This window comes from Exiguobacterium sp., from assembly GCF_020832205.1.
Classification (GTDB): domain Bacteria; phylum Bacillota; class Bacilli; order Exiguobacteriales; family Exiguobacteriaceae; genus Exiguobacterium.
This window is the reverse complement of record NZ_JAFIFD010000056.1, coordinates 22,547-29,679: the sequence shown is the minus strand read 5'-3', so window position 1 is coordinate 29,679 and position 7,133 is coordinate 22,547. Positions and strand designations below refer to the sequence as shown.

Here is a 7,133-nt window from a genome sequence, read left to right as displayed (position 1 = left end):
CTCCTAACGTTCTTGTGTCGCAACTTAAACGTTAGGGTGAGATTATGATTGCTGGCAAGTCCTTTTTCTTTTCAAAAATAGGAGTGCAGAGTTGTGTACGTTTCCGTTGCACACTTCTGCACTCCTATTTTGCACTACACACTTCGCCCGGTATGCGGCCGAACGCGGCGCCGTGTACATCCAAGACATCACCGAGATGGGCTACGCGGTCCCTTACAAGAAGCAGCTGAGCGGAAAAGCTGACAATACGATTCGCTCCTATGTTATGCGCGTCCGTGGGCTGTTCACGTTCGCCGTCGAACAGCGCTGGATCGAAGAGAACCCGTTCGGTCGCATCGTCACGCGGGAAGGCGTCACCGAACCACCGACCATCCTCAGCCGGGACCAATTGGACACGGTGTTATATCACGCCAAAAACTATACGCTCTATACGATTTATATCGTCGGGGGCGATGCCGGACTACGAATCAGTGAGATTTTGAACCTCGAGCTCAACCACGTCGACTTCACCAATCGATTGCTCACTGTCAAAAAAGGAAAAGGCGACAAGACCCGCGTCGTACCGATGACGCCGCGGCTCACGAAAGAGTTGAAGCTATATATCGACATCCGGCGCCCGAAGACCGGGAACACGAACCATATCTTCTTGATGCCGAGGGGGCGTGTCGTCCAACCGGGCTTCGTGAACCTCGATCTGAAACAAATTGCAGCAGAACAGTTCGGTCTGAATCTGACGAGCCATATGTTGCGCCACAGTTTCGCGACGACGTTGTACGAACAGAAAAAAGACATCGTCGGCGTCGCCGAACTTCTCGGACATAAATCGATTAACACGACCGAGCGCTACCTACATGTGTCACGTGAACGGACGCGTCAGTTGATTGAAGGGTTGAATAAGTAAAAATAACTAGGATAGCAACGACCACATCGCCCACCCTTTTCTATGACAAAAAGCACGAACTTTCCTCAATTCGAGGAAAGTTCGTGCTTTTCAGTGTGGAGGATACTGTTAGTAAAATCACGGATATGATAGTTGTACGGATAAGTAGACAACGTCTTCTCGTAGGCAAAGTCACCGAACAGTTTGTTCATCGTCATATTTTTGTCGACGACGCTCCGGATCAACCCGTTAAAGAGTCCAATCGTACGGATTCGATTGCCATGCACAGAGCCAATCGTCTTGACGAGTTCGGATGTACAAACATAGTCGGCATTTTGTGGGTGGAACGTGCCGTGGTCTTCGTACATGATGAGAAGCGATAAAAACTCTGACAGGTTGTCGATATGAATCATGCTTCGACGGTTTTGATAGTTCGGAAAGAGTGGTATCTTTCTCGCGAGCCCTGCGAGTTTGACGTAGTTTCCTTTTGAACCGTTCCCATAAATCATCGGCGGACGTACGTTCGCGACGCGGAAGTGTGCGTCTGCGAGCTGATTAAGCTTCACTTCTGCTTGTAACTTGCTGTTACCATAAAAGTTCGTCGGCTTCGGTTCCGTTTGCGCTGTAATCATCTGTGCGTTTGATGCATCCCCATAGACAATCATACTGCTGAGAAAGATGAACTGGCGTACTCTGTCTTTCTTCGCTTTGGCTGCCACTTCGGCCGTCAAATCAGTATTTACTTTATAGTACAGATCTTCCATGCTCTTATCTGTCGAGACGTGAGCAATTCCTGCCACATGAAGGACAGCATCATATCCTATGAATGACTTACTTTTCCATTCTCCATTTTTCATCCCGATTGTATCGACTTCGATGTGTTCCTTATGTCTTGTTTCGACCCATCGCTTAAACGCATTGCCGACGTAACTGTTCGCGCCCGTAATTAATACTCGTTTCAATGCATTGCCTCCTTATAAAAACAATAATCATACTAGTCAAAAGTAAGTAGTAGAAGTTTTACATTCTGTTTAATTCATCATATTTCGTCGTCTGGTTTTGGATTATCAAGCCTAGTTTGTACTTCATTTTCTGAACTGAAAAGAACTTTATTTTAATTGAAATAATATAGGCAAAGAAAGAGAATGCTCTAAGTCTACAGTTCTTAAATCATGCTTTCTTTTACAAGAGAACATAAATTATCTCGGAGAGCGATGACGCAATAGCTTACGTCCATTTCCAACGTAGTTTGCTAAAAGAAGCCTAGCGAAATTAAAGTAGTAAGATCTATAACTCTCACTTTAAAAATAAGCATGAGGCGGTTTGCCTCATGCTTATTCAGTCACGACTATACAAGTCACGTGTGTATACCTTGTCAGCTACATCTTCAAGTTCCGGATGCAAACGATTCGTAACGATAACATCAGCCGTCTGCTTGAACGTCTCAAAATCGTTGATGACCGGTGAGTTATAGAACGATTCTTCTTTCAATACCGGCTCATAGATGACAACTTCGACACCTTTGGCCTTAATGCGCTTCATGATCCCTTGAATCGATGACGCCCGGAAGTTGTCCGAATCGGTCTTCATCGTTAAACGATATACGCCGACGCGCTTTGGATTTTGCTTTAAAATCGACTCAGCCACAAAATCTTTCCGTGTACGGTTTGCATCGACGATTGCCCCGATGATATTGTTCGGAACGTCCTCATAGTTCGCAAGGAGCTGCTTCGTGTCTTTCGGTAAGCAGTACCCACCATAACCGAATGATGGGTTATTGTAGTGAGAACCGATGCGCGGATCGAGTCCGACACCTTCAATGATTTGTTTTGAATCAAGACCACGCACCTCTGCGTACGTATCGAGCTCGTTGAAGAAGGCGACACGCATCGCTAAATACGTATTCGAGAAGAGTTTGATGGCTTCTGCTTCTGTGGAGTCAGTCAATAACACTTCGATATCTTCTTTAATCGCGGCGTCTTTCAACAAATTCGCAAACACTTCGGCACGCTCTGACTGTTCGCCAACGACGATACGAGAAGGATAGAGATTGTCATGTAACGCTTGACCTTCACGCAAGAACTCTGGAGAGAAGATGATATTTTCTGTGTCGAACTTAGCTTTGACCTCGTCTGTATATCCTACCGGTACAGTTGATTTGATAACCATGATGGCATCTGGATTGATTGCGAGCACTGTTCCGATTACACTCTCCACAGTGCGTGTGTTGAAGTAGTTACGTACCGGATCATAATCGGTAGGCGTCGCAATCACGACATATTCTGCATCCTTGAAAGCCTTTAAATTATCTGTCGTAGCGACAAGATTTAGTTCTTTATTTTGAAGAAAATCCTCAATTTCCGCGTCTGCGATTGGTGACTGTTTCGCATTAATCATGTCGACTTTGTCTGTCATAATATCTAATGCAATTACATTATTATGTTGTGCAAGCAATACAGCCATTGAAAGACCGACATAGCCTGTACCTGCTACAGCCAAATTCATGTAGTTTTCCTCACTTTATATTGAATTTTAGATAAGATGAATTTTAGTATTACACGTAAGAATTTATAATTAATAACAATTAAAATTAACATTCCACAAAGTAAAATCAAGTTTTTAGTAGTCCCTAAAAATAGTAAAGGTGTAAAGGCCATAGTAGTCAAAATAAAAATTTGAATGATTGTAGACATAACATTGTAGCGGATAACAATATATTTTTTAGAATTAATTAGTCTAAAAATCCAAATCACAAAATAACTAACTAATGTAGTTGAAGCAGCTGCATATGCACCGTAAATAGGAATAAATAAAATGTTCAAGATAATGTTTACAAATGCTCCAGTCAGTGTTGAGTAAAATAATACTTTTGTTTTAAAGGCTGAAGTGTATACACTACCAAGATAAGCAGCTAAACCATTAAAAAAATAAGCACACAATAAAATTGTCACAAAATATTTTGCCTCTATAAATTCAGATCCAAACATAATCCAAGAAATTAAATCACTGAATAATATGAGTAGGCCGCAAATCAATATATTAAAAGTGAATAATGCTTTATATACATACGTGAAGTTTTTCTTGGACTTTGAATTTTCATATTCATCTACAGCTGAAATCTGCCAAGCTTGCATAAATACGCTAGTAAAAGTATTTAATAAAGACGGTACCTTATAAGCGATTGCATATACACCGGTAAGAGATGGACCATAAAACAAATTCAGCAAATATTTATCAGAAGTGTTATTAATCCACCAACTCATTGAATTTGGAATCATTGGTATAGAATACTTAAGCATTTCAATATTTTTTTTCCAATTTAACAGAGAAAAAACACCTTTGAACTTTTTTATGTCAATTAAATACATATATAAGAATAAGGCGATTAAATTAGAAAATATTAAAGAAATGAAATATCCATCAATACCCATCTTTAATACTAAAAGCAAAATAATTGTAGTTGCTAATAAAAAAAGTGTCTCAAGAATACTAATTACTACAACACCTTTTACCTTCTCTAACCCTCTAGCGAAAAACATCAATACGTTTTTTAAACCTGTTAGAAGATATGCTGTTAAAAAGTATCCTAAAAATTGACTAATATTCAACCAATTAAGAATAAATGGTGAGATAAGAGCCATTAATAAAAAACCAACTAAAACTACTTGCACTCCAAATAACAAAACATTAGTTTTATTTATACTCTTTCCTAAAGTGAACCTTATTACAGATTCATGAATATTCAAACCAAAGAAGGGTAATAATAAACTTACTGTGATAGTTATCAAATCAATAAATCCATATTCAGCACTAGTTAGAGTGCGAGAATAAATAGGGATTAATAAAAAAATCATAAATCTTGATGAAAAAGATCCAATTGCAAATAACAAAGTATTAGAGAAAAGTTTTCTGAAAAAGGTATTTTCTTCTTTCATGATTAACTATTAATTACACTTTCTAAAAAGCGGTTTGAAGCAGTTCGATAATCTTCAAGACTAAGGTTTAATTTCTCATAATCAATAGAGCGATTAAACAACGACTCAAAGCTTTCATCCGATTGTTCCGTATCAATTAAGCAATGTTCGATTTGAAAATTTTTGATTATATTTTCTAATCTAGTATTTACAGCAAACTTAGGGTTTAGATATTCCACAAACAGATTTTTATTGAGATTCAATGCAAAAGCTACTCCATGAAATGAATTTGTGACTACATACTCAGCATTATCTACAATATTCAACCATTCTAAAGGTCCAGCGCCTTGGACATACTTCCCCTTGATTAACTGTCTAGGATTACCTGTAATGGTGACTAATTTACAATTTTTGCTTTTAGAAAGTTTTTTCGCAAAAGCGATTAAAGAATTTGAATACGCTCGTTGATAAATTACTATATACTTTTCTTTAATAAGTGGCAGAGGGAACTGTTTTTTGTATATCGATCTCCACTCTTCTTTATTTAAAAGCATACTTGGATCAATTACTAAATCAGGCTCCAAATCAATCATTCCCTTTACTAATTCAACACCTGTTTCTTCTCTCACACTAATGTTTTTTATATTACTTAAGTAAGGTTTATACACAGCTTCAGATTTCGCGTCAAGCTCACTTACTCCAAAACTAGCTGCATAACTTACTTTTTTTGAGTGATTTGACACATCTGAAAAAAAGTACGATGTGTCATAATTTGTAACTTTAGGATTCCAGACTTGATCAGAACCAACAATAAGTTTTGTATAATCTTTCGTTGTATTATCATTAATTGTTTTAATAGTCGGGCTAACTCCTGTATCATTTAAGAAAGAATCAAACTTTTTTCTTCTGATTAACCAAAAAGGCATCTCTATAATGTTAAAGATATTTCTCACTAATCCTTCGTAAGTATAGAACCGTTGAAATGAGTCACGTTTCTCTAGGTTTTCATTTCTATAATCAATTAACTCAGATTCAAAGCCTAACTTTTTCACACTTTCAACTAATCCTCTAGCTTGTAAAATCGCCCCATAATTCAATGATCTATGAAACGTTAGTACTCCAATTTTTTTCATGTTTATTTCCCTCTTCAATTTCATATTTTGTATTTAATCCTAAGCAAACAAAGAATAAGTATATTCCAAATATAAAGTAATCATACAACGGATTACCAAGTAGTCCGTAAAATATAAACACTAATTGCATATAAAAAGACAAGTACAGGTTGTGGCGATGCCTTTCCAAATGTAGATTCAAGTTTTTATTAATATACATAATTTTTTTAAAAATATCTATTAAAGGTATAAAGAGTGCTATTAGCAAAACTAACAATCCTAATATGCCAACTTCAGCTAAAATCTGTATATATATATTGTGGGTTTTTTCTCCTAGTATCAATTCCACATTTCCAAATCCTATTCCAGTTAAAAAATTGTCTTTTGAAATCATTAATGTTTCAGAATATAAAGACAACCTACCAGAGGAGAATTCATCGGTATTGTTTAATATTGGACGTTTATAATTAAATAATATTAAAATTGAGCTTAACCCTACAATTAAACCAAAAATTAAAAATAGTATTCTTTCAATTTTTGTTTTGTTTATTAGTAATTTATAAATTGCATAAATAATCAAAATTAATATATTAAAAATAAGTAGCGCTCTCTTAGTAGTTAACAGCAACGCATAAAAGCTCACTATTAGACCAATAAAGTAAAGAGCTTTATATTTTAATGTATTATTTACAAACAATTTTACTGAAAGATATGCAATTTGTATGGTAATGAAAAATGCAGCAGCCCCTACTTGACCTGTTAGCCCCGCATACATTCCTCTCGTCACCTGTGAGTAACTTACAATATAGGATGGCAACGGTAAAATCACCGCATTTACTTTTAGAACTAATTCCGGGATTTGTGACTGTAGTAATACAAAAAAAACGTGTAAACCTGAAAGAAGGAAGAAGATTTTTTTAATGAAAGTAACTATCTTTCCATCAATCATAACTAAATAAAAAATTAAAATTGTTGTCAACATTAAACCAACATATAGAATATTCTCTATGTTTTTTTCATTAAAAACTATGCTGACAGTGAATGTGATCACCAAAAAAATCCAGCTGGAAAAAGTCATTTCTTTCTTAAAACTATTAGAGTAGTTTCTCATAAACAAAGTAAGCAGAGTGATCGCAAAAATTCCTAGTACTAAAGCAGGATAAACATTTAACGATACAGAAAAAAACAATAATATACAAAAGGATAGTATAGGTAGTTTATACATTT

General features: G+C 36.4%; 6 protein-coding genes. 1 reads left to right on the top strand and 5 read right to left on the bottom strand.

Annotation, left to right across the window (positions count from 1 at the left end):
* Window positions 1-91 precede the first annotated feature (91 nt).
* On the top strand, window positions 92-901 hold the full coding sequence (locus tag JJU47_RS14455; RefSeq protein ID WP_228620742.1) for a tyrosine-type recombinase/integrase: 810 nt from the start codon (window positions 92-94) through the stop codon (window positions 899-901).
* A 65-nt stretch (window positions 902-966) separates the two neighbouring features.
* Here the strand turns inward: JJU47_RS14455 and JJU47_RS14450 are convergent, their stop codons facing one another.
* The 5 genes from JJU47_RS14450 to JJU47_RS14430 form a co-directional block, all read right to left on the bottom strand.
* Window positions 967-1,842, bottom strand: a complete 876-nt coding sequence (locus tag JJU47_RS14450) for an NAD-dependent epimerase/dehydratase family protein (protein ID WP_228620740.1) — start codon at window positions 1,840-1,842, stop codon at window positions 967-969.
* Between the two features lie 376 nt (window positions 1,843-2,218).
* The gene (locus JJU47_RS14445; protein WP_228620738.1) at window positions 2,219-3,385 is read right to left on the bottom strand and encodes a nucleotide sugar dehydrogenase; all 1,167 of its coding nucleotides are present in this window, start codon (window positions 3,383-3,385) and stop codon (window positions 2,219-2,221) included.
* Window positions 3,382-4,815, bottom strand: coding sequence for an oligosaccharide flippase family protein (locus JJU47_RS14440; protein ID WP_228620736.1), 1,434 nt, complete (start codon window positions 4,813-4,815; stop codon window positions 3,382-3,384). The genes JJU47_RS14445 and JJU47_RS14440 overlap by 4 nt, the downstream gene beginning before the upstream one ends.
* A 2-nt stretch (window positions 4,816-4,817) precedes the next feature.
* Window positions 4,818-5,927 carry a polysaccharide pyruvyl transferase family protein gene (locus JJU47_RS14435; RefSeq protein WP_228620734.1) on the bottom strand — a complete coding sequence of 370 codons (1,110 nt, stop codon included), beginning with the start codon at window positions 5,925-5,927 and terminating at the stop codon, window positions 4,818-4,820.
* Entirely contained in the window at window positions 5,896-7,131 is a 1,236-nt protein-coding gene (locus tag JJU47_RS14430) for an O-antigen ligase family protein (protein WP_228620732.1), read from the bottom strand. The genes JJU47_RS14435 and JJU47_RS14430 overlap by 32 nt, the downstream gene beginning before the upstream one ends.
* Between the last annotated feature and the right edge of the window lie 2 nt (window positions 7,132-7,133).